This window comes from Komagataeibacter xylinus (assembly GCF_031081985.1).
GTDB lineage: Bacteria > Pseudomonadota > Alphaproteobacteria > Acetobacterales > Acetobacteraceae > Komagataeibacter > Komagataeibacter xylinus_E.
Window position 1 is genome coordinate 238,509 of sequence record NZ_JARWSK010000004.1, and the last position, 26,483, is coordinate 264,991.

At 65.1% G+C, this 26,483-nt stretch carries 21 protein-coding genes; 11 read left to right on the forward strand and 10 right to left on the reverse strand.

All coding sequences use genetic code 11. The features are described from left to right. The first annotated feature begins 53 nt into the window (after positions 1 to 53). The 7 genes from QEG70_RS09310 (at position 54) to QEG70_RS09340 (ending at position 5,015) form a co-directional block, all read left to right on the forward strand. Positions 54 to 1,073 (forward strand): DNA-directed RNA polymerase subunit alpha, encoded by a 1,020-nt coding sequence (locus tag QEG70_RS09310; RefSeq protein WP_007399646.1) that lies wholly within the window; start codon positions 54 to 56, stop codon positions 1,071 to 1,073. Between the two features lie 33 nt (positions 1,074 to 1,106). After that, on the forward strand, positions 1,107 to 1,532 hold the full coding sequence (gene rplQ, locus QEG70_RS09315) for a 50S ribosomal protein L17 (RefSeq protein WP_061271359.1): 426 nt from the start codon (positions 1,107 to 1,109) through the stop codon (positions 1,530 to 1,532). Between the two features lie 265 nt (positions 1,533 to 1,797). Beyond that, positions 1,798 to 2,841, forward strand: coding sequence for an ABC transporter substrate-binding protein (locus QEG70_RS09320; protein WP_308720404.1), 1,044 nt, complete (start codon positions 1,798 to 1,800; stop codon positions 2,839 to 2,841). Then, on the forward strand, positions 2,838 to 3,602 hold the full coding sequence (locus QEG70_RS09325; RefSeq protein WP_308720405.1) for an ABC transporter permease: 765 nt from the start codon (positions 2,838 to 2,840) through the stop codon (positions 3,600 to 3,602). Before QEG70_RS09320 ends, QEG70_RS09325 begins: the two co-directional genes overlap by 4 nt. A gap of 5 nt (positions 3,603 to 3,607) precedes the next feature. Continuing rightward, positions 3,608 to 4,417, forward strand: a complete 810-nt coding sequence (locus tag QEG70_RS09330; RefSeq protein ID WP_308720406.1) for an ABC transporter ATP-binding protein — start codon at positions 3,608 to 3,610, stop codon at positions 4,415 to 4,417. Positions 4,418 to 4,516: 99 nt separating this feature from the next. Beyond that, entirely contained in the window at positions 4,517 to 4,777 is a 261-nt protein-coding gene (locus tag QEG70_RS09335; RefSeq protein ID WP_078524547.1) for a hypothetical protein, read from the forward strand. Between the two features lie 61 nt (positions 4,778 to 4,838). Next, complete coding sequence (locus QEG70_RS09340) at positions 4,839 to 5,015, forward strand: DUF1328 domain-containing protein (RefSeq protein WP_082770653.1); 177 nt, start codon at positions 4,839 to 4,841, stop codon at positions 5,013 to 5,015. Positions 5,016 to 5,077: 62 nt separating this feature from the next. On the opposite strand, the gene QEG70_RS09345 is transcribed toward QEG70_RS09340, so the two are convergent. From QEG70_RS09345 to QEG70_RS09365, 5 genes are all read right to left on the reverse strand, one after another. After that, entirely contained in the window at positions 5,078 to 6,634 is a 1,557-nt protein-coding gene (locus QEG70_RS09345; protein ID WP_308720407.1) for an efflux transporter outer membrane subunit, read from the reverse strand. Positions 6,635 to 6,639: 5 nt separating this feature from the next. Next, positions 6,640 to 9,939, reverse strand: a complete 3,300-nt coding sequence (locus tag QEG70_RS09350; protein ID WP_308720408.1) for an efflux RND transporter permease subunit — start codon at positions 9,937 to 9,939, stop codon at positions 6,640 to 6,642. Beyond that, positions 9,936 to 13,115 carry an efflux RND transporter permease subunit gene (locus tag QEG70_RS09355; RefSeq protein ID WP_308720409.1) on the reverse strand — a complete coding sequence of 1,060 codons (3,180 nt, stop codon included), beginning with the start codon at positions 13,113 to 13,115 and terminating at the stop codon, positions 9,936 to 9,938. The genes QEG70_RS09350 and QEG70_RS09355 overlap by 4 nt, the downstream gene beginning before the upstream one ends. A gap of 63 nt (positions 13,116 to 13,178) precedes the next feature. Then, positions 13,179 to 14,396, reverse strand: coding sequence for an efflux RND transporter periplasmic adaptor subunit (locus tag QEG70_RS09360; protein ID WP_308720410.1), 1,218 nt, complete (start codon positions 14,394 to 14,396; stop codon positions 13,179 to 13,181). A gap of 180 nt (positions 14,397 to 14,576) precedes the next feature. After that, positions 14,577 to 15,965 (reverse strand): MFS transporter, encoded by a 1,389-nt coding sequence (locus tag QEG70_RS09365; protein ID WP_308720583.1) that lies wholly within the window; start codon positions 15,963 to 15,965, stop codon positions 14,577 to 14,579. Between the two features lie 178 nt (positions 15,966 to 16,143). Here QEG70_RS09365 and QEG70_RS09370 point away from each other — a divergent pair, with 178 nt between their 5' ends. The 4 genes from QEG70_RS09370 to QEG70_RS09385 all read left to right on the forward strand — a co-directional run bounded on the left by QEG70_RS09370 (position 16,144) and on the right by QEG70_RS09385 (position 19,664). Continuing rightward, on the forward strand, positions 16,144 to 16,446 hold the full coding sequence (locus tag QEG70_RS09370; protein WP_308720584.1) for a CsbD family protein: 303 nt from the start codon (positions 16,144 to 16,146) through the stop codon (positions 16,444 to 16,446). Positions 16,447 to 16,602: 156 nt separating this feature from the next. Next, on the forward strand, positions 16,603 to 17,256 hold the full coding sequence (locus QEG70_RS09375; RefSeq protein ID WP_308720411.1) for a ribonuclease HII: 654 nt from the start codon (positions 16,603 to 16,605) through the stop codon (positions 17,254 to 17,256). Between the two features lie 7 nt (positions 17,257 to 17,263). Next, on the forward strand, positions 17,264 to 18,367 hold the full coding sequence (locus tag QEG70_RS09380; protein ID WP_308720412.1) for a site-specific DNA-methyltransferase: 1,104 nt from the start codon (positions 17,264 to 17,266) through the stop codon (positions 18,365 to 18,367). A 22-nt stretch (positions 18,368 to 18,389) separates the two neighbouring features. Beyond that, a complete protein-coding gene (locus QEG70_RS09385) occupies positions 18,390 to 19,664 on the forward strand; it encodes a DNA adenine methylase (RefSeq protein WP_308720413.1) in 1,275 nt (424 codons plus the stop codon). An 89-nt stretch (positions 19,665 to 19,753) separates the two neighbouring features. On the opposite strand, the gene QEG70_RS09390 is transcribed toward QEG70_RS09385, so the two are convergent. The 5 genes from QEG70_RS09390 to QEG70_RS09410 form a co-directional block, all read right to left on the reverse strand. Further along, complete coding sequence (locus QEG70_RS09390; protein WP_308720414.1) at positions 19,754 to 20,350, reverse strand: ankyrin repeat domain-containing protein; 597 nt, start codon at positions 20,348 to 20,350, stop codon at positions 19,754 to 19,756. A 97-nt stretch (positions 20,351 to 20,447) separates the two neighbouring features. Next, positions 20,448 to 20,633 carry a hypothetical protein gene (locus tag QEG70_RS09395; RefSeq protein ID WP_308720415.1) on the reverse strand — a complete coding sequence of 62 codons (186 nt, stop codon included), beginning with the start codon at positions 20,631 to 20,633 and terminating at the stop codon, positions 20,448 to 20,450. Continuing rightward, positions 20,609 to 22,744: a VWA domain-containing protein gene (locus QEG70_RS09400; RefSeq protein WP_308720416.1), complete on the reverse strand. Its 2,136-nt coding sequence runs from the start codon at positions 22,742 to 22,744 to the stop codon at positions 20,609 to 20,611. Before QEG70_RS09400 ends, QEG70_RS09395 begins: the two co-directional genes overlap by 25 nt. 5 nt (positions 22,745 to 22,749) lie before the next feature. Beyond that, positions 22,750 to 25,491 (reverse strand): DUF4159 domain-containing protein, encoded by a 2,742-nt coding sequence (locus QEG70_RS09405; protein WP_308720417.1) that lies wholly within the window; start codon positions 25,489 to 25,491, stop codon positions 22,750 to 22,752. After that, positions 25,488 to 26,483 (reverse strand): DUF58 domain-containing protein, encoded by a 996-nt coding sequence (locus tag QEG70_RS09410; protein ID WP_308720418.1) that lies wholly within the window; start codon positions 26,481 to 26,483, stop codon positions 25,488 to 25,490. Before QEG70_RS09410 ends, QEG70_RS09405 begins: the two co-directional genes overlap by 4 nt.

Sequence of the window (26,483 nt, forward strand, 5' to 3'; positions counted from 1 at the left end):
AGGGTACCATCTGCCACTTTCGGGTGGCAGATCAGTCTTGAAAGGCCATTACCTTGGTCCTCCAGAAAAACTGGCAATCCCTGATCAAGCCGGAAAAGCTGGAAGTCGAACCGGGGGCGGAACCTTCACGCATTGCTACCGTCGTAGCCGAGCCGCTGGAACGCGGCTTCGGCATGACGCTGGGCAACGCGATCCGTCGGGTTCTGCTGTCGTCCCTGCAGGGGGCTGCGGTTACGGCAATCCAGATTGACGGCGTGCTGCATGAATTCTCGTCGGTGGCGGGCGTTCGTGAAGACGTGACCGACATCGTGCTGAACATCAAGCAGCTCGCGCTGCGCATGCATGGCGAAGGCCCCAAGCGCATGGTGCTGACGGCCACTGGCCCTGGTGAAGTGCGTGCCGGCCAGATCCAGACCGGGCATGACATTGAAGTCATGAACCCCGATCTCGTGATCTGCACCCTTGATGAAGGGGTGAAGTTCGGGATGGAATTCACCGTGAATATGGGCAAGGGCTATGTTCCGGCAGCGGCAAACCGCCCGGAAGATGCGCCGATTGGCCTGATCCCGGTCGATGCCATCTACTCGCCGGTCCGTCGCGTGTCATACAAGGTGGAGCAGACCCGCGTGGGTCAGGTCACCGATTATGACCGCCTGCTGCTGACGGTGGAAACCAACGGCGCCGTGACCCCTGAAGATGCCGTGGCCCTGGCCGCGCGTATCCTGCAGGATCAGCTTCAGCTGTTCATCAACTTCGATGAGCCGCGCACGGTGCGTACGGAAGAGCCGCAGGATGACCTGCCGTTCAACCGCAACCTGCTGCGCAAGGTTGATGAGCTTGAGCTGTCGGTCCGTAGCGCCAACTGCCTGAAGAACGACAACATCGTCTATATCGGTGATCTGGTTCAGAAGACCGAGCAGGAGATGCTGCGCACCCCGAATTTCGGCCGCAAGTCGCTCAACGAGATCAAGGAAGTCCTGACCGCCATGGGGCTTTCACTGGGTATGAATGTGCCGGCATGGCCGCCGGAAAATATCGAAGATCTGGCCAAGAGGCTCGACGAGCCGTTCTGATCCTCCGAACCGGATAAAACAGGAAATTACATCATGCGTCACGGTGTTGCCGGCCGTAAGCTCGGCGTTACCTCGTCCCATCGACAGGCCATGTTTCGCAACATGGCTGTCGCCCTGATCAAGCACGAACAGATCACCACCACGCTGCCCAAGGCGAAGGAACTCCGCCCGGTCGTGGAAAAGCTGATCACCCTTGGCAAGCGCGGCGATCTGCATGCCCGCCGCCAGGCTTTCGCCCAGCTGCGTGACGACAAGATCGTGTCCAAGCTGTTTGCTGCCGTGGCTGACCGCTACAAGGCGCGTTCGGGTGGTTACACCCGCGTGCTGCGTGCAGGCATGCGCCATGGCGATGCGGCCGATATGGCTGTGATCGAACTGGTTGACCGCGACGTGTCGGCCAAGGGCCAGGACAGCGGTCCGCGCCCCGAGGCCGCCACGGAAGAAAACCTGGCAGCCTGAGGAACCCTGTTCCTTCAAGGAAACCCGGCTTTATGCCGGGTTTTTTTGTGTCCTGAACCTAATTGATCTTTTTTCATCGTTATATAGATATACAGGCGGTATTTCGTACATTACTGATTAATACACTTGGCTTCTGTTCAAAAGACGTCGTGCCATATCGTCTGGCCTGAAGGCGGGCGATGCGTGACATCTTTTATCAATCGGTGTTTTCAAAAAATCTCTTACCAGCAGGGTTTTACCTGTGCGGCAGGATGGGGCGTAGAACATGGCAGCAAAAATCTGGGGGCATTTGTTACGGCGCGGGCTTTATGCCATGGCCAGCGTGATGATGCTGTGCGGCGCGGCGCAGGCGGCCTCCGTGCGGGTGGGCTATATTCCGGTCATCGGTTCGGCACCGCTTTTTGTCATGCAGGGCACGAACTGGGGGCAGGATGCGGGCATGGATTTGCAGCTTGTGCGCTTCCAGTCCGGGCCGCAGGCCATACAGGCGCTGATTTCGGGCAAGATTGATGCCTATGTGGCGGGCGTGCTGCCGCTGTTGCAGGCCCGCGCGCATGGGGCGGATGTCAAGGTGGTGGCCAGTGCGGCGACGGAGGAACTCGAAGTTGTCGCGCGCGGGGATCTGGCAACGGGCCTGCCCGAGCAGCCTGCAACGTTCCCCCCTGACGCGCTGCGCCAGCGCCTGGCTGACTTTACGGCCAAGGATGGCCACAAGCCCAAGATTGCCGCCCAGCCGCTCGGTTCGGTGCCAGATACGTTGCTGCGCTACTGGCTGAAGGTAGGCAACGGACTCGACCCGGCGCAGGTGGCCGACATTGTCGGTATTGATATCGATGCTGCCCAGCAGGCCTTTCTGGCAGGCGCGGTGGATAGCGCCATCCTGCGTGAACCCGCGCTGACCATCATCCGCCATCGTCTGCCCGCAACACGGGTGCTGGCCTCGGGTCATGACCTCATGCCCGGCCAGCCGGGATCGGTGCTGGCCATCGTCAATGCAAACGCGCCTGACCGGGCGGCGTGGAAACCAGCGTTTGTCGGCGCTTTCGTCAAGGCCACGCAGCTTCTTGCAACCGACCCCGAGCAGGCAGCGCCTTACGTGCAGCAGGCACTTGGCGGCGGCATGCTACCCAAGGCGATCATTGTCGAGGCGCTGAAGGCCTCGGCAGGTGGCTATGTGTCCGATCCCGAGCGGATTATGGCGGCCGTGGGCAAATTGCAGGATTTCGAGGTTGAAAGCGGCCTGCTGCGCAAGGCGGAGCCGGTGGCCGACCTGTTCGATCTTGAAACCTACCGGCAGGCCCGGCCATGAGTCAGGCCCGCGCCCGCCTGCTGCGCCCCGCTCTCGGGCTGACTGGGCTGGCTGTGCTGTTTGGCGTGTGGGAAGGAGCGGTGCGTGGGGGGTGGATACAGTCCGGTTTCCTGCCTGCGCCCTCCAGCCTCGGCCCGGCATGGCTGGATGAGGTGCGCAGCGGGGCATGGGTGCAGGCCATCCGTGACAGCCTGACCCATTACCTGACGGGCCTCGTAGCCGGCTCGGTCACGGGCACGCTGGTTGGGCTGCTGTGTGGGGCGCTGCCGGTGCTTGATGGCCTGCTCTCGGGCATCGTGCGGGTGCTGCGCCCCATTCCGGGCCTGGCGTGGGTGCCGTTCGCCATATTGTGGTTCGGGCTGAATACGGCGGGGGCCACGTTCATCATCGCCATCTCGGTCTTCTGGATCAATTTTTACGCCGCTTACGGGGCGGTACGCGCCATCGACCCGGACCTGTACGAGGTTGCCGCCGCCTTCGGGCATGGGGGCTTCTGGGCGCGGTTGCGCACGGTGGTGCTGCCTGCCGCAAGCCCCGGCGTGCTCGATGGGCTGCGCACGGGCATCGGGCAGGCCTGGATGTCAGTCGTGGCGGCGGAGCTGTTCGGCGTGCCGGGCATTGGCGCGCGGATGATGCAGGCGTCAAGCCTGCTCGCAACCGATCTGGTGGTGGTCTACATGCTTACCATGGCGTTGCTCTATGCCGTGACCGACATGCTGTTCATGCTGGTGCGGCGCAGGCTTCTGGGCTGGCAGGGATGAACACGATGGCAAAATGCGAAACAGACCCCGCCAGCACGGCGGAAATCGTGGTGCGGCTGGAGAATATCGGCCTGTCGCACGATCACGGGCGCAGTTTCATCCTGCGTCATGTCGATCTTGAAATCCGGGCCGGTGAGTTCGTGGCGCTGCTTGGTCCTTCAGGCGTGGGCAAGTCCACGCTGCTGCGCGTCATCATGGGGCTTATGCCCCCAAGCGAGGGGCAGGTGAGCCTGCAATCGCGCCCCGCGCAGGCGCATCGGCCCGCCGCCATGGTGTTTCAGGATGCCAAGCTCATGCCGTGGCGCAGCGTGCGGCGCAATGTAGAACTCGGGCTTGAGGGGCTGGGGCTGAACCGTGCCGAGCGCCATGCCCGCGCCATGGCCGCCCTTGAACTGGTGGGACTGGCCGACAGGGCGGCACGCTGGCCCCGCCAGCTTTCGGGCGGGCAGCGCCAGCGCGTTGGCGTGGCACGGGCGCTGACGGTCGAGCCTGACCTGCTGCTTATGGATGAACCCTTTGGCGCGCTTGATGCGATTACGCGCGCCAGCCTGCAGCGCGAATTGCTCGACATTCATGCCCGCAGGCAGGGCACGGTGCTGTTCGTGACCCATGACCTTGACGAGGCCCTGCTGCTCGCTGACCGGATCATCATCCTGCACGGCCACCCGGCAGGCGTGAAGGGTGACTTCATGGTGGGGCCACGCCCGCGTGAGGGGGCTGCCGTGCAGGCCATGGCCGAGCGGATGAGGCGGCTCATTGCCGGTGAACCCGACCCCGGCGAGGATGCGGCCTATTGGCAGGCATCGGAGATATGATAAGTCTCGGCACTCACCCTGCCTGGCGCAGGTGGGCATGAAGGCATGGGGGCAGGGCGGTCGGGCCTGTGCTCCCGGCAAGCACAGGGAAGACAGAACATGACAAATCCCCCCAATCTTGAAGCGCATCTCGAGGAAGGCATTGGCCGCCTTCAGGATGGGCTGGATGGTTTTGTCGGTGATTCCGGCATGCCGCTGTCAGCCCGCATGCAGGGTGCGGGCGGTGCAGCCCAGCAGGGCATGGGCGAGATCTGCGACAGCCTGCGTGACGTGACCGCCGACCGCCCGCTCGTGGCGCTGCTTGGCGCCTCTTTTCTCGGCTTTATCGTGACCGCGTTCCTGCGCCGCAGGCGCGGCTGAGGCAACATATGCCATGCTGCCGCGTTGAATGGGGCATGACTGATTTGCAAGGAAATAAGCCATGCTGAAACTGGCGCTGTTTTTTCTTATTGTCTCGCTGGTGGCCGGCGTGTTCGGCTTCAGCGGCATTTCCGCCGTTTCGGCCGGAATGGCGAAGATTTTGTTCTTTATCGCCATTCTCTGCTTTGTGGTCGTGGTGCTGCTGGTACTGTTCTCGGCCAATACATTATTCCGGTAGCAACCGGTCCGGCTTTATCGAAAAAACCCCCTGTGCCATGCGGCCCAGGGGGTTTTTCATGCCTATTTGTTCGTGTCCTTCTGGATGAAGGAGGGCAGGAGGGGATTATCCTTCTGCAGCGATTTCTTGCTGGGCAGGCGCGAGGCATCCCACCCGCCGCCAAGTGCCTGCACCAGGCTCACGCTATCGACCATGCGCTGCTGCTGGATGCCAAGCAGCGTCTCGGCATCGCTCAGGGCCGAGTTCTCGTTGGTGATGACGGTGGTGTAGATCGCGGTGCCGGCCTGGTACTGGTTGAGCGAGACCTCGACCGTGCGGTTGGCAAAGTCGAGCGCCTTCTGCTGCTGGCGGCTCTGCTCGGCCAGGATGCGCAGGTTGGAGAGCTGATCTTCCGTGTTCTGCAGGGCGGTCAGCACGGTCTGGCGGTAGGTGGCCACCGCGCTGTCATACTGGGCGTTGGCCTCATGCACGGCCGCCGTGCGCGAGCCGCCTTCAAACAGCACTTCGGTGGCGGACGCGCCAAGCGACCACACCCGGTTCATGGCCTGCATCAGCGAGGTCACCGGGTCGCCGCCACTTTGTGAATAGCTGGCATTGATGGTGATGTCGGGGAAGAAGGCCGCCATGTCGGCCCCGATCATGGCGTTGTATTCCTCCATCGTGCGCTCGGCGGCGGCAATGTCGGGGCGGCGTTGCAGCAGGTCGACTGGCACGCTGACCGGAATGGGCGGCACGGTGCGCGACAGCTCCGCCGGGGCGATCGTGACATCGGCGGGCGGCTTGCCCACCAGCACCGCAATGGCATGCTCATACTGCGCGCGGTTGATGCCCGCCTGCACCAGCGAGGCCCGGTTCTGCTCCAGCGTGGTGCGGGCCTGCAGCACGGCGGTGGGGTCTGCCGTGCCCGCCTCGAACTGGTTCTGGGTTATCTGCAACGCCTGTTCATTGAAGTGGACATAGCGCTGCAAAAGGTCGGTCAGGCTGTCCTGGTAGCGCAGGTTGAAATAGGCCGTGGCCAGTTGCGCCTGATAGGACAGCGTGGCGTTGGCCAGGTCGGCCGCACTCGCCTGCGCCGCCGTTACCTGCTCCTGCACCTGCCGGCGGATCTTGCCCCAGATGTCGAGATCCCAACTGGCGCTCGGGCCGATATCATAGGTGTTGTAGGTCGAGCCCTCCCTGGCGTAATTGCTGCCACTCGAGGAAAGCGACCCCGCCCCATGCCCCGCGCGGTTGAAGCCAAGGCTGCCACTGATGGTGGGGAAAAGCTGGGCGCGTACGCTGTCGATCATGGCGCGCGCGTTACGGTAATTGGCCTCGTACTGCTTCACGTTCTGGTTGGAGATCGCAACCTGCGCCTCCAGGCCGTTCAGCACGGGGTCGTTATAGATGGTCCACCAGTCATGCTTGGGCAGTTCCGCAAGCTTCGGGTTAGCGGTTTCCCAACCGGGTTCAGGCCGCAATTCCTTGAAGCGGGCCGAGACGATGGCGGCGGGGCGATGGTATTTCGGCCCGATCATGCACCCGCTCAGGGCTGCAAGCGGCACGAGGGCCAGGGCAAGACGCAGGCGGCGGCCCGGCGCGTGGCTGGCACGGATGGGGGATGGCGAGGGACGTGTCATCCGGTTCAGGAATCCTGCTGGTGGGAAAGACGATGGCGTCGGGACAGCCGTCCATACAGCCGGTTGAAAAGGTCGCGGCAGGCTACCCCCATATGGTCGAGATAGAGATAGACAACCGGCGTGGTATAAAGCGTGAGCGCCTGGCTGACGAGCAGCCCCCCCACGATGGCGATGCCCAGCGGGCGGCGCAGCTCCGAGCCATAGCCATGGCCGAAGATGAGCGGCAGCGCGCCCAGGGCTGCGGCGAACGTGGTCATCATGATCGGGCGGAAGCGCAGCAGGCAGGCGGTGCGGATGGCCTCGAGCGCGGTATGCCCCTCATCGCGCTCGGCGGTAATGGCGAAATCGACCAGCATGATGGCGTTTTTCTTCACGATGCCGATCAGCAGGATCACCCCGATCATGGCAATAAGCGAGAACGCCTCCCCAAAGAACTGCAGCGCCAGCAGCGCACCCACCCCGGCGGAGGGCAGGGTGGAGAGAATGGTCAGCGGGTGCACGTAGCTTTCATACAGGATGCCCAGCACCATGTACACCGCGGCCAGGGCGGCAAGGATGAGCAGCGGCTCGTTATTGACCGATTTCTGGAACTGCGCGGCATTGCCCGCGAACGCGCCCTGTATGTTGTCGGGCATGTGCAGGCGCACCATCTCCTCGTTGATGATCTGCACCGCCTGGCTGAGCGAGACGCCATTGCTCAGGTTGAACGAGACCGTGCTCGAGACCGTCTGCCCGTCATGATTGATGCTGAGCGCGGTCTTGGTGGGCTTGAGGGTGGAGACCAGCGTGAGCGGCACCATGGATTCCGAACTGGTGGACACCGCTGAACCGGTCGAGGCGCTGTTGCCGCCCGCAAGCTTGTTGGCCACCTGGTTGCGGAAGGATTCGGCACTGAGCTGCGAGGCGGTGGTGCCCGTATCGGTCTTGACGCGGATTGTGTTGGACTGCGTGCCGCCCCCCGCCGTGCCGCCCGCAACACTGACCCAGACCTGCTTGAGCGTGGTCGGGTCCGCCCAGAAGCGGGGCTCGACCTCCATCACCACGCGGTACTGGTTGAGCGCGTTATAGATGACCGAGGCCGAACGCTGGCCATACGCATCATACAGCGTGTTCGATACAAGCTGCGGCGTGATGTTGAGGCGGCTTGCGGTATCGCGGTCGATCTGCACGTCAAGCGCCGAGCCGCCCTGCAGCACATCCGATGAAATATCGGACAGTTCATGATGCTTCTGCAGTGCCGAGACCAGCAGCGGCGTCCATTTGTACAGATCCTTCGAGGAATCGGAATGCAGTGAATACTGGTAGGCCGCATTGCTCTGCCGCCCGCCAATGCGCAACTGGCCCGGCGCCGAGGCATAGAATGTCGCCCCCACCATGTTGCGCAGCCGGCGCGAGATGCGGGCAATGGTCTGGGCGGGGGTGTCGTTTCGCTCCGACTTGTCCTTGAGGGTTACGAACATGTTGGCCTGGTTGGAACTGCCGCGCCCGCCCATGAAGCCCATGACATGCGCCACGTCCCGATCCGCCATGATGGCGGACTGCACGGTATGGACCTGCGACTGCATGGCCTGGAACGAAATCGACTGGTCGCCCATCAGGTGGCCCATCAGCATGCCGGTATCCGATTCAGGGAACAGGCTCTTGGGCATCTTGATGAACAGGCCAACCATGATGGCAATGGTGACGGGCAGCGACAGGATGGTGATGCGCCGGTGCGTGATCGCCCATTCCAGCGAGTGCGCATAGCCCTGCTGGGCGGCATTCAGCCCGCTTTCCAGCCACAGGCCAACGCGCCCGAATACACCACTGCCCGAGGTGGGTTTTTCATACTGCCTGAGCAGGCGCGAGGTCATCATGGGGGTGAGCGAGAGCGACAGCACCATGGAGATGACGATGGTGAGCGACATCGTCATGGCGAATTCATGGAACAGGCGCCCCGCCACCCCGCTGAGCAGCAGGATGGGCAGGAACACCGCAATCAGCGACATTGTGATCGACAGCACCGTGAACGCCACCTCGCGCGTGCCGAGCAGGGTGGCCTGCAGCCGGTCCATGCCCGCCTCCATGTGGCGGCTGATGTTCTCCACCACCACGATGGCGTCATCCACCACGAAGCCGGTGGAAATGGTCAGCGCCATGAGCGAGAGGTTGTCGATTGAATAGCCCATCAGCTTCATCGCGCCGAAGGTGGTGATGATGGAGGTGGGCACGACAATGGCGGGGATGATGGTGATGCGCGGCGAGCGCAGGAACAAAAGCACCACAAGCACCACCAGCACGACCGACAGCACCAGCGTGAACTGCGTATCGGCCAGGGCCGCGCGGATGGTGGTGGAGCGGTCCATGAAGTTGCCAAGGTCCACATCGGCAGGCAATGCGGCCCGCAGCATGGGGATCTGCGCGCGGATCTGGTCGTTGGTGTTGATGATGTTGGCCCCGGCCTGCGCGAAGATGATGGCCAGCACGCCGGACTTGCCATCCACATAGCCCGCGTTGCGCACGTCCTCCACGCTGTCATGCACGTAGGCCACGTCTTCCAGCCGCACGGGGCGGCTGTCATGGTAGGCCACGATCAGGTCGCGATAGGCCTGGGCGTTATGCGCCTGGTCATTGGTGGACAGCACGAAGCGGCTGTCGCCCTGGTCGATGAAACCCTTGGGCGTGTGTGCGTTGGCCGAGGCGAGGGCCGCGCGGATATCTTCAAACCCGATGCCGAATTTGTACAGCGCCAGCGGGTTCATCTCCACCCGCACGGCGGGCAGCGAACTGCCACCGATCTCGACCTGGCCCACGCCCTGAATCTGCGAGAGGTGCTGCTGGAGCACGTTCGAGGCGAGGTCGTAAAGCTGCGGCGGTGTGCGCGTGCGCGAGGTCAGCGCCAGGATCATGACCGGCGCGCCGTTGGGGTTGGCCTTGAAGTAGCTCGGGTTCTGCCGCAGCGAGGAAGGCAGGTCGGCATGGGCGGCCTGAAGGGCGGCCTCCACGTCGCGGGCGGCACCGTTGATGTCGCGGTCAAGCGAGAACTGCAGCGTGATCCGCGCCTGGTTGGCCGATGACTGCGAGGTCATTTCCGTCAGGTCGGCAATGGCGCCAAGGTGCCGCTCGAGCGGGGCGGCCACCGAGCTTGCAATTTCCTCCGGCGAGCCGCCGGCCTGCTGCGCCTGCACCTGTATGACCGGAAAATCCACATTGGGCATGTCGGCCACCGGCAGGGTGGTATAGCCGATAACGCCGCCGAGGATCAGCGCTACCGTCAGCAATACGGTAGCGACCGGCCTGCGTACGAAGATGGCAAGCGGGTTCATGCAGAAGCCTGCGGGCCGGGCTGGCCGCCATCAGGTCTGGCCTGATCCGTTCCACCAAAGCGGCGGGCCAGTTTCTGGCTGATCCCGTCCATGAGCAGGTAGATGACCGGGGTGGTGAACAGCGTGAGCAACTGGCTCACCGCAAGCCCGCCCACGATGGCGATGCCCAGCGGGCGGCGCAGTTCCGAGCCGGTGCCGGTGCCCAGCATCATCGGCACGGCGCCCAGCATGGCTGCCAGCGTGGTCATGAGGATGGGGCGGAAGCGCAGCAGGGCGGCGTGGCGGATGGAGTGCAGCGGCGTCATGCCCTCCACCCGCTCGGCCTCAAGCGCGAAGTCGATCATCATGATGGCGTTTTTCTTGACGATGCCGATCAGCAGCACCAGCCCGATGATGCCCATCACGTCCAGCCCCGATCCCGTCAGCCACAGCGCCAGTAACGCCCCAATGCCAGCCGAGGGCAGGGTGGAGAGAATGGTGATGGGATGGACAAAGCTCTCGTACAGGATGCCCAGCACGATATAAACCGCAACCAGCGCTGCCAGCACCAGCCACGCCTCGTTTGACAGCGAACTGCGGAAGGCCGCCGCCGTGCCCTGGAACGATGTCTGGAAGCTTGAGGGCAGGTGGATGTCCTTCGCCGCCCGCTCGATCGCATCCGTAGCATCCCCCAGCGCATAGCCGGGCCTGACGTTGAACGAGACGGTGGTGGCCGGGAACTGCCCCACATGCGTGATCAGCAGCGGCGCTGTATCCTGCGTAACCGTGGTGACGGAGGAAAGCGGCACCAGCCCCGAGGTGGGCGAGCGGGTGGGGCCGGACGTGCTCTCGCCCGCATTGCCGCTGATGCCCGGCAGGTAGATCTGGCTCAGCGAGCCCATGTCCTGCTGGAAGCTGGGCGTGGCCTCAAGGATCACGCGGTACTGGTTGGACTGGGTGAAGATGGTCGAGATCTGGCGCTGGCCAAAACTGTCATACAGCACGTTGTCGATGGTCTGCGGCGTGATCGAGTAGCGCGCGCCGGTGGTGCGGTCGAGATCGACATGCGCCACGAGTCCCGCCGCCTGCAGGTCCGATGTCACGTCGGACAGCGCTTTTTCCTGCTGCAGGCGGGCGATGAATTTCGGCACCCAGGTGGTGAACTGGCTGTAGTCGGGGTTTTCGAGCAGGAACTGGTACTGCGTGGCGGCGACCGAGGTATCAAGCGAGAGATCCTGCACCGGCTGCACGTACAGTTCAGCCCCCGGTATGTCGGCGGTCTCGGCCCGCAGCCGGGTCGCCACCTGCTGCGCGGTGGATGAGCGCTTGTCCACCGGCTTGAGGTTGATGAGGAAGCGCCCCTGGTTGAGGGTGACGTTCTGCCCGTCCACCCCCACGAAGGAGGACAGGCTGGCCACGTCCTCATCTTGCAGGATGCGCTCGGCAAGTTCCTGCTGGTGGCGCTTCATGGCGCTGAACGAGGTGGACTGCGCCATGACCGATATGCCTTGGATCACGCCCGTATCCTGCACGGGGAAGAAACCCTTGGGAATGATCACCGCCAGCACGCCGGTCAGCATCAGTGTCGCGCCAAACACGCCCAGCGTCAGCCTGCGGTGGCGCAGCACTACATCGAGCGCGCGGCCATAGCCCTCGATCGTGGCGACCGTCCAGCGCTCGATGGCGGCCGACCAGGCCGGTTCGGCATGCTTGGTGTCGTGCTCATGCAAAAGGCGGGCGCACATCATGGGCACCAGCGTGAGCGAGACCACGGCGGAGAGGATGATGGTGACCGCCAGCGTCATGGCGAATTCATGGAACAGGCGGCCTACCACGTCACCCATGAACAGCAGCGGGATCAGCACCGCGATCAGCGATACGGTGAGCGAGATGATGGTGAACCCGATTTCGCCCGCGCCCTTCAGCGCCGCCTGCATGCGGGTATCGCCCATCTCGATGTAGCGGGCGATGTTCTCGATCATGACGATGGCGTCATCCACCACGAAACCCGTGGCGATGGTGAGCGACATGAGCGAGAGGTTGTCGAGCGAGAAGCCGAACAGGTACATCACCGCCAGCGTGCCCACCAGCGACAGCGGCACCGACAGGCTGGGGATCAGCGTGGCTGGCACGTTGCGCAGGAACACGAAGATCACGCACACGACCAGCACCAGCGCCAGGCCCAGTTCAAACTCCACATCCTCCACCGAGGCGCGGATGGTGGTGGTCCGGTCGGTCAGCGGGGTGATGGTGATGCCCGGCGGCAGGGCCTCCTGCAGGCGGGGCAGGGCGTATTTGATGTTGTCCACCACCGAGATCACGTTCGCACCCGGCTGGCGCTGCACGTTCATGACCAGGGCTGGCGTGCGGTTGGCCCAGGCGGCCAGCTCGGTGTTCTCCGGCCCGATCACCACGCTGGCCACGTCGCGGATGCGCACGGGGCCGTTGTTCTGGTAGGCGATGACCTGGTCAAGAAGCTGCTGCACCCCGGTGATCTGGCCATCAATGCGCAGCGTGGTCGCGCGCTTGGGGCCATCGAACGTGCCGGTGGGGGAGTTGATGTTGACGTTACCGATGGTGGTGCGCAGCGTATCAAGGTCTATGCCGAACGAGGTCAGCTTGGGGATGTTGACGCGCACCCGCAGCGCCTTGCGGTTGCCGCCCGAAAGCGTGACCAGCCCCACGCCCGAGATCTGGCTGATCTTCTCGGCCAGGCGGGTATCGACGTAATCCTCCACCTCCGTCAGCGGCATGGTCTTTGACGAGATGCCAAGGGTCACGACCGGCGTGTCGGCGGGGTTGACCTTGGCATAGACCGGGGGCGCGGGCAGGTCGGTCGGCAGCAGGGAATTGGCCTGGTTGATCGCGGCCTGCACTTCCTGCTCGGCAATGTCCATGGTCATGGTCAGGCCAAAGCGCAGCGTAATGACCGATGAGCCGCCCGAGGAGCGCGATGTCATCTGCTCCAGCCCCGACATTTCGCCCAGTTGCGTTTCAAGCGGGGCGGTGACGGAGGTAGCCATCACATCGGGGCTGGCGCCGGGGTAGAAGGTCTGCACCGTGATGGTGGGGTATTCCACCTCCGGCAGGGCCGATACGGGCAGGAAGTGATAGCCCAGCAGCCCCGCCAGCAGGATGGCCAGCATGAGCAGCGTGGTCGCGACCGGACGGTGTATGAAAAGGCGGGAAGGATTCACGCAGCAATCTCCGGCAACGCGCAGGGCAGGTCAGGCAGGGAGGCGGGCAGGCGGGCGCGCACCCTATTGCTTGCCCTTCTGCGGGGCAGGGGTGCTGTCGGCAGGCTGGGGAATGCTGACCTTTACGCCATCACGCAGGTGGTCCACGCCATCGGTCACCACGCGCTCGCCTTCCTTCACGCCGTCGCTCACCACGGTCATGGTGTTGTTGGCATGGCCGGTCTTGACGTTGCGCACTTCCACCGTGCTGTCCGCCTTGACGACGTAAACGAACTGGCCGTTGGGGCCATTTTGCAGGGCATTGGTGGGCACGAGCAGGGCGTCATGGTCGGTGCTGACAAGCATGCGGGCGTTGACGAACTGGTTGGGGAAGAGTTCTTCCTGCGAATTGGGGAAGATCGCGCGCATGCGCACCGTGCCGGTCGAGGTATCGATCTGGCTGTCGAGCACGCTGGCCTGGCCGGTGGCGATCTTGTTGAGGTTGGCGCTGTCCCATGCATCGACCTCGAGCGGCGTGCCTTCGCGCAGGCGGGTGGCCACGGGGCCGATATCGTTTTCGGGCAGGGTGAAGATGACCGAGATCGGCTGCATCTGCGTCAGGATCACGAGGCCATTGGTCTGCCCTGCGGTGATGTAGTTGCCCATGTCCACTTCACGGATGCCCACGCGCCCGTCAACGGGGGCTATGATATGGCAGTACGTGATCTGGAGCTTCTCGTTATCGACAAGCGCCTGGTCGGCCTTGACCGTGCCCTCGAGCTGCTCGACCTTGTACTGCTGGTCCTTGGCCGTCATGGCGGCAACGCTGTTCTGCTGGATCAGGCGCTGGTAGCGGGCGTTATCCACCTGGGCGGCCCTGAGCTGGGCCACGTCCTGCGCGAGCTGGCCTTCGTACTGCGCGAGCAGCACCTCATAGGGGCGGGTATCGATCAGGGCCAGCAGGTCGCCCTTGTGCACATGCTGCCCTTCGGTAAAGAGCACCTGCATCAGGTAGCCATCAATGCGCGACTGCACCGTGACGTTGGTGATGGGCACCACCGTGCCCAGCTCCGTCAGCACCACGGGCATGTCGCCCCGGCTTACGGCGGTGACCGCCACGGGCTGGTCGCCGCTTGCGGCGTGCTTCTTGTTGGTGCCGGCATGGGGGCGCAGGAAAGCGACCGCAAGCACGACCGCCAGCGCCCCGCCCGCCAGGTAGAGCACGCGCCGCCCACGGCGCGGTCGGTCGGTCGGGGGCGTGGGTGTGGCGCTGGCGCGGGGCGGGGGGGGCGTTGTATCCATGCGGTCGGGTTTCTGCCTGCTTGCTGTCGAATGGGGGTCGGTGTGAATAACCGGGCCGTTATGAAAAAAGCGTAAGGTTGAACCGGGGAATACCCCAGTATTAACATGGCGCGTGAATGGAATAAGTTAGGGAATGTAACATCCTGTGCGGCGGGTGGAAGGGCCAAAACGCCAGACGTTTCACAACCGGTCCTTTTGTGTGGCGGTGTGGTCATGACCACTCACCGCAGCCCCCGCATTGGGCGAAAGCCGCAGCAGCACCGGCAGCGCCATCGTGGCGACAAGGCCGCACAGGATAAAGGTCAGGCGGTAGTCGTGCATCTGGAGCGATGACGGCAGCACCAGCCGCGCGGAGGTCAGCACGCCTGCCGCAAAGCAAATGCCCAGCGTGAGCATGACCTGCTGGGCGGTTGAATACAGGCTCGTGGCCGCCCCCATGCGCGCAGGCGGCATGTCGGCATAGGCGATGGTGTTGTAGCCGGTATAGACCGTGGTCTGCCCCATGCCATGCATGGCCAGCAGTGCGAGCAGCGCGGGCATGCCCATGCCGGGGTCATACAGCGCCAGCAGCAGGCACACCAGAGGCAGGGTCATGCTGCTCGCGCACATGACGCTGCGGTAGCCCCGGGCGCGGTACAGCGCGGGCGCGCCAAAGCGCATGACCACCGCACCGAGCGGGGCGATGAAGGTGATCAGGCCGCTCTGCGCCGCACTCGCGCCAAAGCGGGTCTGGAGCAGGGAGGGCAGGAGAAAGATGATGCCCCCGGTGGCGATGCGCGTGCATGCGCCTGCAATGACCGAGATGCGGAAGGTGCTCACCCGCAGCAGCGACAGGTCAAGCAGCGGATGGGCAAGCCTGCTGGCATGGCGGATATAGGCCACGCTGCACACCGGCACCACGGCAAGCAGGGCGCAGGCCACGATGCGGGTCGTGCCGGAATGGGTCAGCAGTTCCAGCCCGAAGATCAGCCCCGCCAGCGCCAGCGCGCACCATACGTTGCCCTTGAGGTCGAATGGCGGGGGATGGCGCATGCGCACCTGCGGAATGAACCGCCCGATCAGCCCGATGGCCAGCAGCCCGAGCGGGATGTTGATGTAGAAGATCCACCGCCATGACAGCAGCGAAGTCAGCACGCCGCCAAGCACCGGGCCTGCCATGGGGCCGATGGTGGCGGTGAGCATGACCCACCCCATGACCGACATCAGCTCCGACTTGGGCACGTTCTGCAGGATCACGAGTCGGCCCACCGGCACCATCATCGCCCCGCCCAGCCCCTGCACCAGCCGTGCCAGCGCCAGCACGGGCAGGTTGGGCGCAAGCCCGCCAAGCAGCGAGCCGGCAAGGAACACGAGAATGGCCCAGCGCAGCGTGACCCGGTTGCCAAACCGCTCGGCAATGCGGCCCGAGGCCGGGATCAGGGCCGCAAGCCCCAGCATGTAGACCGTAAGCGTGATGCTGGTCTGGGGAATATCGACATGGAAGTCGGTTGCCATGGCGGGCAGCGCCGTGGTCAGCGCCGTGCCATCGATCTGTTCCATCATCATCAGGCTCGACACGATCAGCGCCATGAGCCTTTTGCGCCGGGGCGAAAGGGGGGGCATGTCGGTGCAGGGCGTGGGCCGTTCGGTCTGGGTTGTCGTCAAGGGCGGCATCATCATGCATGATAGTATGGAGTACGGAACTGCAAGCGCCATCGTGGCGTTATGGGTCCACGCTACAAAACAGCGATATTACGGAGTGTGAATGATGTCGGAAGACAAGGCAAAAAACATCGAGACCAAGGCCGAGGGCATGGTGGATGAAGGCGTAGGCCGCCTGAAGGACGCCGCCGGTGGCCTGACGGGCAATGTGGGCATGCAGGCCGAAGGTAAGGTTGACCAGCTTTCGGGCATGGCGCGGCAGGAATTTGCTGACCTTTATGATGAAGGCGAAGGCAAGATCGAGCGCGCCGTGACCTTCGTGCGCGAACGCCCGCTGTTTTCCCTCGGTATCGCGGCGGTGCTCGGCACCATCATGGGGCTGATTTTCATTCCCCGCCGCAAGGGCTGATCACAGGTCGAGTCGTTTTTTTTCATTTTAAGGGACTCGATGAGTCCACAGCATCTTGCACAACCGTGCATAAAAATGGTTTCCATCCTTCCAGAATATGAATCTGGTGCGAATCGGGCCTGAACCCCCGATTCGCACCATGACGGGAAGGACCGGATGCCGGATTACACGCTTGAGCATGCCCATGGGGGACGGGTCGCCGGTGTCGATGAAGTCGGTCGCGGCCCGCTGGCCGGTCCGGTCGTGGCGGCGGCGGTCATGTTCCTCTCGGGCGTGCCGGGCACCCTGGCTGACTCGCTTGATGACTCAAAAAAGCTCAGGCCCAGGGTCCGGCAGCAGCTTTACGATACGCTGCATGACACCCCCGATGTCCTGATCGGGGTGGGGGCGGCCTCCGTGGCCGAAATCGAACAGCACAACATCCTGCGCGCCTCATGGATCGCCATGCAGCGTGCTGTCGGCCGCCTGCCGCAATGGCCCGAACTGGTCCTGGTTGATGGCAACGCCGCGCCCGATTTCGGGTGCCCGGCGCAATGCGTCGTGGGTGGCGATGCGATCAGCCTGTCCATTGCCGCAGCCTCGGTCGTGGCCAAGGTCGTGCGCGACCGGGCTATGGAGCGGCTGGCCCGGCGCTGGCCCGCCTATGGCTGGGAGCGCAATGCCGGTTATGGCACCCCCGTCCACCGCGCGGGGCTGATGGCCCACGGCGCAACCCCCCACCACCGGGCGGCCTTCGGCACGGTGCGCCGCATCCTGCAGGCTTCCGGCCTTTCTTCCTCACATTCAAGCGCGGAGCAGCCATCATGCTGAACAATTCATGAGCGGTGCGGTAATGATGGAATTGCCCCTTGACCAGGTACTGCGCGGCGACTGCGTGGAAATGATGCAGACCCTGCCCGCGGGGTCGATCGACTGCGTGTTTGCCGATCCGCCATACAACCTCCAGCTCAAGGGCGAACTGCGCCGCCCCGATGACAGCGTGGTTGATGGCGTGGATGACGACTGGGACAAATTCGCCGACCTGCGGGCCTATGACGAATTCACCCGCGCCTGGCTGACCGAGGCGCGGCGCGTAATGCGCAAGGATGGCACGATCTGGGTCATCGGCTCGTATCACAACATCTTCCGCATCGGCGCGATTTTGCAGGATCTCGGATTCTGGATCCTGAACGATGTGATCTGGCGCAAGTCCAACCCCATGCCCAACTTCCGCGGGCGGCGCTTCACCAACGCGCATGAAACGCTGATCTGGGCGGCGCGCGGGCCGGACAGTCGCTACCGCTTCAACTACCAGGCCATGAAGGCGCTCAATGACGATGTGCAGATGCGCTCGGACTGGTACCTGCCGCTGTGCACCGGCGGCGAGCGGCTGCGCAACGAACATGGCCTGAAGCTGCACCCCACCCAGAAGCCCGAAAGCCTGCTGCACCGCGTGCTCGTGGCCTCGACCAATGTGGATGACGTGGTGCTCGACCCCTTTACCGGCACCGGCACCACCACGGCCATGGCGCGCAGGCTGCGCCGCCGCTTTATTGGCATCGAGCGCCACCCCGATTATGCCGAGGCTGCGATTGGCCGCGCCCGGCGCGAAAAACCCGTGCCGCTCGACAGCGTGCTGACCACCCCCGCCCGGCGTGAAAGTCCGCGCGTGCCCTTTGGCGTGCTGGTCGAGCGTGGCATGGTGCCTGCGGGCACCGTGCTCATGGACCGGCAGAAGCGCGTGCGCGCCACCGTCTCGCCCGATGGCACGCTGGTCAGCGGTCGGCACCGGGGGTCCATTCACAAGATGGGGGCGACGCTGACCAACGCGCCCTCGTGCAATGGCTGGACGTTCTGGTATTTCGAGCACGAAGGCGAACTGGTGCAACTCGATACGCTGCGCAGCGAGATCCGGGCGGAGCAGGCAGCCGTCGCATCCTGATGGCGGGGCAAGGCAGGGTGGCATGAACCGGCACCCCGATCCTGACGGGCCGCATGGCCTGCCCGGCATCCAATGGAGCCCGGCCCGCCATGCGGCGCTGCTGACCGGGGAATACCTGTTCAGCCAGCTCATTCCCTATATCGGCAACAAGCGCAAGCTGCTTGGCCTGATCGCGCAGGCCATCGCGGCTACGGGCGAGGCGCCGCAGCACACCGATTTCATTGACCTGTTTGCCGGCACCGGCGTGGTTTCAAGGCTGGCCAAGCGGCTTGGCTTTCGCGTGCTGTGCAATGACTGGGAGCCCTATAGCGAGCAGATCAACCGCTGCCATGTGGCCCAGTCGCGCGCGCCGGTCTTTTATGGCGGGCGCGATTATGGGCAGGTCATGGCGGAACTCAACGCCCTGCCGCCGCTTGAGGGCTGGATCACCCGCCATCTCTGCCCCGATGATGACGTGCATTATGACACCGCGCGCGACCGGATGTTCTACATGCGCAAGAACGGTATGCGCATCGACGCCATCCGCACGCAGATTGCGCGGTGGGAGCATGACGGCCTGCTTGATGAAGGGCAGAAAGCCTGCCTGCTGGCCCCGTTGCTGTACAGCGCCAGCTACAACAGCAATACCAGCGGGCTGTTCAAGGGGTTTCACCACGGCTGGGGCGGGCGCACGGGCACGGCGCTGTACCGCATTGCCGCCGATCTTGCGCTACGCCCGGCGCGGTTTATTGATAACGGGCATGAGCACAGGGTGCTGCGCATGGATGCCCATGCCCTGGCCGCCAATCTTGCGGGAGAGGTGGGCGAGGCCGCCATCGCCTATATCGATCCGCCCTACAACCAGCATCCCTACGGCGCCAATTACCACGTGCTCAACACCATCGCCCTGTGGGACAGCCCGCCCCTTGCCCCCAAGATTACCGGGCGCGACAAGGCGGCCATACGCCAGGACTGGCGCACCGAGCGGCGCAGCCCCTACAACCACCGCAGGCAGGCGCTTGCGGCCTACCGGCAGCTCCTGTCGGTGCTTGATACGCGCTGGATCGCCACGAGCTACAGCACCGATGGCTTCATTGCGCTCAAAGACATGCTGCAGGTTAATTGCGAGCGGGGCGCGGTGCAGGTCTTTACCCGCCCCTACAAGCGCTACCGTGTCAGCCGCCAGCGCTATTCCGCCCGCCCCATGACGCTGGAATTCGTCGTGCTGACCAACACCCGCCGCACGCCGCAACGCACGGCCGATGAGATCTGGCACGAGATCACGACCCTTGAGGCCAGCCTGAACGGTGTATCCTGAACAAGGCAGGTTCTGGTGGCGTTTTTGTTTAAGGAAGTTTTTGCTGAAGCTTTTTTCAAAAAGCTTCGGAGAACGCCGCCGTAACCAGCCTAGCTGCCGCCAAAGCCGAGGAACCCGATCGACGGATCGGCATGGCCGCCTGATGCGTCATAGCGCCGGTCGGGCGAGGCTGTGGTCGAGGCATGCCTGGGCATGGTGAGCGGCGGGGTGTCGTCCTCGCCACTTTCGAGGTTGTTGGAGGCGAAATGCGGGTCCGCATCCGAGAAGGTGCGCATCGACAGCAGCAGGAAGGTGATGTCGTTGCGGTTCAGGTCGATCGCCATGTCAAGCGGCGTCTGGCCAAGCTGGTTCTGGGCCGTCATGTCCGCGCCGCGGTTCAGCGCTTCCTTCGCCGCGCCAAGACTGCCACGGTTGATGGCATCGAACAGCGCATTGGTCGGGTTCATGTCGGAATTGGCGTGGCCGTGCTCTTCCTCGCGGGATTCAGCGCCCGGCAGTGCGGCCGGAGGGGCCGCAGCCTTGGCCGCGCGGCGGGCCTCGGCCTTCTTGGCGGCATCGGCGGCCTCTGATTCGGCTTCAGCGTCTTCGGCATCCTGCGCATGGGCCACATGCAGCGGCATGCACACGGCAGGAAGGCCCGCGAACAGGGCGGCGACAAGAAGATATATACCGGATCTGGAAATCATGTCCTGTCCCGAGAGTGAGCGTTCAGCCAGCCGCGCAACAGCCCTACGCCGCCTGCCGGTTCTGCTGATTACCGCAAAATGATGGTTGATGCGACGATTAATCCACTTTCCCGCCACGGCTGCCTGAAAAGCGCGCCTGTTCAGCATCGTGCACGCATAAAGACGTTTTGGGGCCGCCCTTGTTTCCGAACGCCGCCTTTTTGAAAAAAGGCGGCATCCCAAAACTTTTATTATTTTTTATCAACTGTTTGCATGATTTCAGGGCCGACTTTCCCGCCACCATGCCATGAACACCATCAGCAGCACGAACAGCCCCATGGCCCAGGCCGGGAGCACGGCACTGGCCTGCTGCCCCGACACGCTGTGGGCATTGCGGGCGGGGAAGGCGAAGCGGCTGGCCGATGAAGCGTGGCTCCCGTCCGCCATCGTCATCTCGGGCAGGGATGGGGCCTGCGCATCTGCGCCAAGCCAGTGCACGCCGCCGCCGGTCGCGGCCGCCATGGGGCCAAGCACGGAAGCCGTGGCCCGCAGGTCGGCAAACTCCAGGGGGTCTTCCGCGCGCGGGGCGGCGAAGGCTTCATGCCCGGCATCATCACGCACAGTCCATATGCCGTCCTGTGTGGCGGCCAGGCGGGCGCGGGCGAGGCCGGTATTGCCCGCAGGGTCGAGTGTGACCTGCTGGCTGGTGCCATCGGGCGCCGTGACACGCACCACCGGCGCAGGCCCGGCGGTGACCGAGCGGCGGGTGATGGTCATCTGCCCTGCCGCGATGTTGGCCTCAAGCTGGTTTTCCTCCAGTTCCGGCTCCTTCATCAGCCAGTGCGAGATGCGGCGCAGCAGTTCGGATTGCGGGCCGCCGCCGCCCTCGCCATGCGACCACAGCCAGGCCTGATCGGACATCAGGAAGGCCACGCGCCCCTTATCCGCATGGTCGAGCACCAGCAGGGGCTGGTGGTCGGGGCCGGTCATCAGCACCTCGCCCCGGGCGGAATCGCTGCGCAGGCTGCGATACCACGGCCCCCAGCCCGGCTTGCTCCCTGCATGCTCGGGCGCGCCAGGCAGGCCGGAGGTGACCGGATGGCGCATGCCGGTCTCGGTCAGGTCGGGTTTGAAGCGCTGGATGGCCATGCCATCGGCCGTGGTCACATGCGCGGGCAGGATATCGGCAAGCGGCGTATCCTGCAGCGAACCGGGGGTGAGGAATTCCGGCCCGCCAATCAGCAGCAGCCCGCCGCCTTCACGGATGTGATTGACGATGTTGCGCAGATAGGCTTCGGGCAGGATGCCACGGTTTTCAAACCCGTCGAGAATGATGAGGTCGAACTGCCCCACCTTCTGCTGGAACAGCTCATTGACGGGGAAGGCGATCAGCGCCAGGTCGGAAAGCGGCGTGCCGTCATCACGGTCGGGTGGCCGCAGGATGGTGAAGTGCACGAGGTCAACCGAAGGATCAGCCTTGAGCAGCCGCCGCCACACGCGCTCGCCCTGGTTGGGCGTGCCGGACACCAGCAGCACGCGCAGCCGGTCGCGCACGCCGTTGATGCGGATGACATCATGGTTGTTGCGCGTCGAGACCTCGCCGGGCAGTTCGGGCGCTGACAGGCCAATGAGCATCTCGCCCGGATGGGTGACGGGCAGGGTAATGTCCTGCGGCTCCCCAATCTTCACGGGGCGGGTAAAGGTCGCGCCATCGCCCTGCGTGAGCGTGAGTTGCGTGGTGGCGCCGGGCCGGGCGGGCGCGCCCTGATCGTCGATCTGCACGCGGATGGTCACGTCCTTGCCCACGATGGCGAAGGGCGGGGCCTGGAGCACGCGCAGGTGGCGGTCGGTTTCCTCGCCCCTGCCGGTCAGCAGCACGTGCAGCGGCAGGCGCGTGCGGTGGCCGTGGCCATCATCGGGGTTGAGCGTGTCGGGCACGATGGCGGGCACGTCATGGTCCTCGCCATCGGTAATCAGCACCGCACCCGCCAGGCGGGAAGGGGGAATGTCAGCCGCCGCCTGCTGCAATGCCGCAAACAGCCGCGTGCCGCCATGCTGTGCCGCGCGCACGGTCACGATGCGTGGCACGAGGCCGGGCACGCGGTTCATGGCGGCCTGCACGCTCGCTGCCGCATTGCGCGCCATCTCGCCCCGGTTACGCTCGTTCATCGAGGCCGACTGGTCCACCACCACAAGTGCCGTTTCAGGCAGGGGGTGCCATGTCTCGGTAATGCGCTGGGGGTTGTACAGCCACAGGGCAACACCCAGCCCGGCCAGCAGCCGCCACACGCTGCCGCGCACCCGGCGGGCAAGGCCCCACAGGGCAAGGGCTGCGCAGGCCGCCAGCAGCAGGTTGATGCACCATGGCGGCACAAGCGGGCTGAGCGCCATCATGTGGCGCGACAGGTCAGGCATGCCGCTTACTCCCCAAGCCGTTTGAGCAGCGCAGGCACATGCACCTGGTCCGCCTTGTAGTTGCCGGTCAGGGCATAGATCACGGCATTCACGCCAAAACGGTAGGCTGTGACGCGCTGTTCCGCCCCGTCGGGCACGGGAGCGTAGGGCGTGTTGCCCGTTGCATCCACCGCCCAGGCATGCGCCCAGTCATTACTGCCGATGATGACCGGGCTCACCCCGTCATTGGTGCTGTCACCCTCCTGCGCCACCCATACGGGCATGCCATCGTACCGGCCGGGAAAATCATGCAGCAGGTAGAAGGTGTGCGAGAGCACATGATGGCTGTCGAGCCGGGCGAGCGGCGGAATGTCCAGCCCCGCCGTCATGCGCTTCAGCGCTGCGGCCGTGCCCGGTGCCGAGCCGGTATAGCTGCTGGCGTTTTCGGGCGCGGTGGCGGGGTCCTGACCCTGCGTGTCGATCAGCAGGATGCCGCCGTGGCGCATATAGGTGTTCAGCGCTGCCGTGCGGGCCGGGCTGGTGGCGGCATCGGGTGTGACCGGCCAGTAGATGAGCGGGTAATAGGACAGGTCATCACGCTCCGGCGTCACGCCATCGGGGTGGCCCAGCATGGCGGAGGTGCGGGCATTGACGTAGTCCGACAGGCCCTGAAGCCCCTCTTTCGACACGTCATCGATCTCGGGGTGATCGGTCACGATATAGGCCAGCCGGGTTTCAAGGGCGGCACGCGGCACGTCGGGCGGTATGTCTGCCGCCTGCGCGTGGGCGCCCGCCATGCCCACGGCGCAGCACAGGGCCAGGGCCGCAAGCCCACGCCATTGCCGCCCGCGCTGCACGATGCTGACCAGCCCGTCGGCCAGGAGCAGCATGGTGGCCAGCACAAGCAGCACCGGCCCGATGGACAGGTCGGCCACCTGCCCGCGCAGGTCGGACACGGTGCCGATGGGGGGCTGGGCCGCGAGGGCTGCCGGGTCATCGCCTACATTGAGCGCGCGGCGGCTGTTGCGCGGGCCGTAAAGGCCCGGCGGGTGTTCCGGGCTGGGGGCGGTGTGGCCAAACGCATCGGCCCGCAGCGCCTGCGCGCCCGCAGGCGGCGAGACCAGAGTGCCATCGCCATCAAGCGCCATGTAGGGGGCCAGCAGGGTGGCGCCCGCAGGTGTTTCGATGCCCGAGGCCTGATCGATCAGGTGCTGGAGCATGCCCACGAACAGTCCCGAAAGCGGCAGGTTCGACCATTCCGCCGTGCTGGTGACATGGAACAGCACCACCTGCCCCGCGCCAAGTGCGGCGTGGGTGACCAGCGGCGTACCATCATCGAGCCGCGCCCAGCTATGGCTGTCCAGATCGGTGGAAGGCTGGGCCAGCACCTGCCGCGACACCGTGACATCGGCCGGGATGTCAAGATCATGGAAGGGCGACGTGGCGGGGAAGGGGGCCAGATGTTCGGGCTTGCTCCATGACATTGCTCCCCCCAGTTCGCGCGCGCCCGCCATGAGCGGCACGGGCAGGAGCGGGTCGGCCTGCGGGGCTGGCGTATCGCCACCGCCATCCGTGGTGTCTGCGCCCTGAATGAGCAGCGGGCCGGCAAAGCGGATCAGCGTGCCGCCCGCGCGCACCCATGCCGCGACTTTGTTGCGGCTTTCGGGGCTGCCCAATGTGCCATCGGGCGCGATGATGACCGAAAGCGGGCGGGCGAGCAGCGTATCGAGGTCGCCCTCGCGCAGTTCGGCGGCGGGTTGCAGCGCGCGGCGCAGGTAGAACAGGCTGCCCATCAGCGGCGTGTCGGAACTGCCGGTTGCGATCAGCCCCACCGGGCGTTGGCGCTCGCGCTCGTCAAGCAGGCGGATGCCCGCAGGTCCGGCCATGCCCTCAAGGGCGAGGTGATCGACCTTGTTGCGCAGTTCGGCGGGCAGGTCGGGGGCGAGATCGGCATGGTCGGCGCCTGCTGGCAGGTTGACCGGCAGCAGGCCGAGCGTGCCCCCGGTTGCGGTTTCAAGGCGGAGCTGGCCGCTGCGTGGATGGTCGCGTGGCACCGTGCGCAGCCGCGTGGCCAGGCTGCCCTGCCCGCTGGCAGGCGGGGCGAGCAGCATGATGTCGGATTGCGGCACCTGCATGTCATGCACGGGGCCAATGGCGGCAAGCGCTGCGGCAAAACCCGTGTCGCCCTGCGTGGCCAGCCCGTCGGCAATGTAGATGACCGGCCCACGCCAGCCCTGGTCCGCAAGGGTTGTGAGCGCATGGGTGGCTGCAAGGCGGTCGGTGGGCCAGGCGCGCGGCAGCATCGGGTCGAGCTGGCTGCGCAGCAGGTCAGCCTGCAGGGCGGGCTGGACCGTGATCGGGTCGAGCGCGTCGTTGTGGGCGGTGAGCAGCAGGCGCGCGGTGTGGCCCGTGCGGGCAAGATGGTCGAGCAGGTTATCAAGCGCGTGGACGCGCTGCGACCATGTGCCCGCCGCGGCCCAGCCGTTATCGAGCACGATCAGGCAGTCGGCATCGGGCAGGCCGCCCTGCCCGCGTGGAAAGACCGGCTGCGCCAGTCCAAGCACCAGCCCCAGCACGGCCAGGCAGCGCAGCAAGACGCGCCACAGCGGGGCGGAGGTTGCATCAGGCGGTGGGGCCGCAAGCGTTGCAAGCAGCCGCATGGGCGGGAAGGACTGCGTGCGCGGCGCGGGCGGGCGGGCATGCAGCAGCCACCACACGGCGGGCAGGGCCAGCAGGCCGAGCAGCATCCAGGGCGCCAGCAGGATCATGGCCGCCCTCCCGCCCCGAGCAGGGTGTGCAATGCCATCAGGGCGTCAAGCGGCGGCTGGTCGGTCATATGCACGACGGGCGGGCTGCCCGCCGCCATGCACAGCGCGCGAAGCCGCGCCTGGTGGCGCTGCCAGATCACGGCATAATCCTGTTGCAGCGCAGGGCTGCCATAAAGCAGGCGGCCTGCGTCCTCCTCCACGGCGGTGAAACGGGTGGGGCCGGTATAGGGCAGGGTGGTCTCCGCCGGGTCTATGGTTTCCACCAGCGTGGCGGTGGCCTGGCATGTGGCAAGCTGGCGCAGGAAGGTTTCAAGCTGTCCGGATGGGTACAGCCCGTCGCCAAACAGCAGCACGCGGCTGCGGGCGGGGATGGCGGCGGGTAGCGGCAGGTCCGGCGCATCGGGCGCATGGCGCAGGGCGGCGAGCAGCGCATGGGCCATCTGCTCAAGCGCGCGATGGCCGTGCAGGCGCAGCGGCGGTATTGTGGGGTTGGTGCCAAGCAGGCGGATCTGCTCGCCCTGCCCGAGCAGCATGGCGGCACTGGCCAGAGCCAGCAAAAAGGCCCGCTCGGCTTTGGGCGGCAGGCCGGGGGCGGAATGCCAGCGCATGGAGGCGCTATTATCGCACCAGATGCAGATGGTGTGGGGAGTCTGGGCTTCGCGCTCGCGCACGAAAGCCCGGTCGCCCCGCGCCGACTGCCGCCAGTCAATCGCGCTGGCCGCCTCGCCCTGCGTTGCGGGGCGGTATTGCCAGAACTCGTCGCCCTGGCCTGCCCTGCGGCGTGCATGGCGGCCCTGGCCTGTGGCGCGGGCAAGGCGCCCGGCGGCAATGAGCAGGGCGGGCAGCCTGCTGGCCAGGTCATCGGCCAGCGCGGTGGCGGTAATGGCGTTGCGCGGCAGGAACCCGGCCCCCGCCGCCTCCGGCGCGGGACGTGACGCGCCGGAGGCGGCATTGGGGATCAGCCGCGACAGGAAGGAGGGAAGGACGGCCAA